At 39.5% G+C, this 2,214-nt stretch carries 1 protein-coding gene; it reads right to left on the reverse strand.

What is annotated here, in order from left to right:
• Positions 1-600: 600 nt before the first annotated feature.
• Entirely contained in the window at positions 601-1,881 is a 1,281-nt protein-coding gene (locus AB1422_19005; GenBank protein MEW6621391.1) for an aminotransferase class I/II-fold pyridoxal phosphate-dependent enzyme, read from the reverse strand.
• Between the last annotated feature and the right edge of the window lie 333 nt (positions 1,882-2,214).

Genomic DNA, 2,214 nt, shown 5'->3' on the forward strand with positions numbered 1-2,214 from the left:
CCACAATCAATTTCTACCTATTTCTATAAATTTCAATCTATTTCTATTATCTTATCTCCATATCACTCTTATCTCCTTATCCCCTTTCTTACACTTTTGATATATAGCCTGAACGGTTACGAATTTTTGAATCCTTACACGATCTTGAAGTAAAAATACTCGAATATATCCAATCGTTGCACCTGACCGCCAACAGCGGGCGGTTTTTTCAAAGTTCTGTGCCCTATCAAAGTTTAGTTGTTTTCCAAAGTTTTGTGGTGTATACTGTTGGCGGCAGGTGAGCTCTATCGTTGTGGTTATGAAGTTGATATGGAAGTCTGCTCCCCTGATTAAATCAGGGGTTAACCCTAACCCTTTCACCAAAAACTCCTAAATATATCCCCTTATCTCCTTTATCTCCTTTTTTTACACAGGTCTAAAGTTACCTGCACAGGTGAAAAGAATTTCGGATTTTGGATTTTTGTAAGCATTCCAATATTCTGGTGTTTCTGTGTTTTGGTGTCTGGGCTACATAGACTACCAGACACATAGACACCACGCACCAGACCACTTGAACGGTTACGATTTTTCAATCCACAATTTACAATTCGCAATCTGCAATCAAATAATTCCTAATTTTTTACCCACAAGCTTAAATTTATCCAGGGCGATTTCGAGTTGTCTTTGAGATAGGGTAGCGATGACACTTACCCGAATTAGAGAGGATTCCTTTGAAACTGCTGGTGGGACAACAGGATTCACTATTATCCCTTCTTCTTCTAACAAACCAGCGGTTTTAAAGGTTATTTCGTCGTTACCAATGATGACAGGGATAATGGGGGTTACTGTTTCTTCCAGGGTAAATCCTAATTCCATTAACCCTTTTTTCATAAAGTTAGCATTATGATGTAGTTGTTGTAGTAATTGTGGTTCTTCTTCTAATACTTCAAGACCAGCAATGACAGTAGCGGCTATAGCCGGTGGGGGGCTGGCTGTGAAGATAAAGGCTCTTGAGTTAAGTTTTAAGAAAGCAATTATTTGAGCAGTTGCACCAGTAAATCCACCTATGGTAGCAAAGGTTTTACTGAATGTGCCGCAGATGAGGTCTATTTGCCCTTCCATATTGTAATACTCAAGTATGCCATGTCCTTTGTCACCTAAGACGCCGCTGCCATGTGCATCATCTACCATAACTTTAGCACCATATTTATCTGCCACCTGCTTTATCTGCGGGAGATTAGCCAGTGTGCCTTTCATACTGAAGACACCATCAGTAACAATAAGCTTATTCCTGGAAGGGTCAACTGTAGCGAGTTCTTCTTCAAGATTTGTCATATTGTTATGTTGGTATATCTTTACTTCTGCCTTTGACAGGCGACAGCCTTCTATAATACTGGCATGATTTAATTCATCACTAAATATCATATCTCCTTCTTTAACCAGGGCCGCAATGGTTCCCATCATAGTCATAAATCCTGTGCTAAAAACGATTGTATCTTCAGTGCCTTTAAATTGTGCGAGTTTTTTCTCCAGCCGATTATGTAAGGTAGTAGTGCCGGTAAGCACCCGTGAGCTACACGCACCTGTGCCATATTCCTGGATAGCCTTGATAGTTGCAGAGATAACCTTTGGATGAGTGGCTAATCCCAGATAATTATTTGACCCCAGCAAAATCATCTCCTTACCTTTCATTCTCACCAACGGTGCTGGTGCACTTTCCATCTCCCGAAGGTAAAAGAATTGGTGATGAGATTTTAGGTAGTCTATTTTTTTATTGAACTCATAACATTTATCGAAAAGCCCCATTTTTGTTCTCCTGAAAATAAGGAAGTAGAAAGTAGAGAGTAGAGAGTAGAAAGTAAAGAAAACATCACTCCTCACGCTTATCGCCCCATCTCCCACTTTCTATCTCCTATCTACTATTTTCATCTTCATTTGTGAACTAACGGTTCATGAGCGTTCTCCTGAAAATAGCCGTAAGAATAGAACACGGATGACACGGATTAAACGGATGAGCACGGATTTTTTATTTTTTAGTAATCGGATTGAGCGGATTAATCGGATTTCTTTTCTGTTTTTTTATCTGCTCAATCCGCTAAATCCGCTTACTACTTATTTACTGATAGGAATTTGCTTTTTGAGGATTTTTTGCTTCGCAACATTTTGCGGACGCAACATTCTCGCTTTGCTCGAATTCGGATGTTACCTTCACTTTTGCCCATTAGGGAAATATTA

The sequence above is a fragment of the bacterium genome (genome assembly GCA_040757115.1).
Classification (GTDB): domain Bacteria; phylum UBA9089; class CG2-30-40-21; order CG2-30-40-21; family SBAY01; genus JBFLXS01.